This window comes from Mesorhizobium sp. M8A.F.Ca.ET.165.01.1.1 (genome assembly GCF_004792065.1).
Taxonomy (GTDB): Bacteria; Pseudomonadota; Alphaproteobacteria; order Rhizobiales; family Rhizobiaceae; genus Mesorhizobium.
The window spans coordinates 1-385 of the sequence record NZ_SRTH01000095.1 but is presented as its reverse complement, the minus strand read 5'-3'; the positions used below and the strand labels follow the sequence as shown (position 1 = coordinate 385).

The 385-nt window shown below is 64.7% G+C and carries 1 protein-coding gene; it reads left to right on the top strand.

Going from position 1 to position 385, the window contains the following annotated elements; translation table 11 throughout:
- Window positions 1–385, top strand: a 385-nt coding sequence (locus EN808_RS35265; protein ID WP_135918226.1) for an extracellular solute-binding protein, incomplete at both ends; no start/stop codon positions are given.

Sequence of the window (385 nt, the reverse complement as noted above, 5' to 3'; positions counted from 1 at the left end):
CTGGCCGACATCTCCGGCTATCTCGCCGATCCGACGCTCACCGATCCGGCACTGGTCGAGAGCGACTTCGCCGATGCCGGCATGGTCTTCGCCAAGGATACGCAAGGCGTGCTGCGCTCGCTGCCGTTCTCGGTCGACTACTGGATCCTTTACTGGAACAAGGAGCTGTTCGACGCCAAGGGGCTGAAATATCCCGAGACCTTCGAGCAGCTGGTGACCGCCGCCGAAGCGCTGACCGACCCATCGAGCAACACCTTCGGCTTCGTCGCCCGCGGCCTCAAGAATGCCAACACGCCGGTGTGGACGTCGCTGATGCTCGGCTACGACATGACGCCGCTCGGCAGCGACGGCAAGCTGCGCACCACCTCGCCGGAGGCGGTCGAAG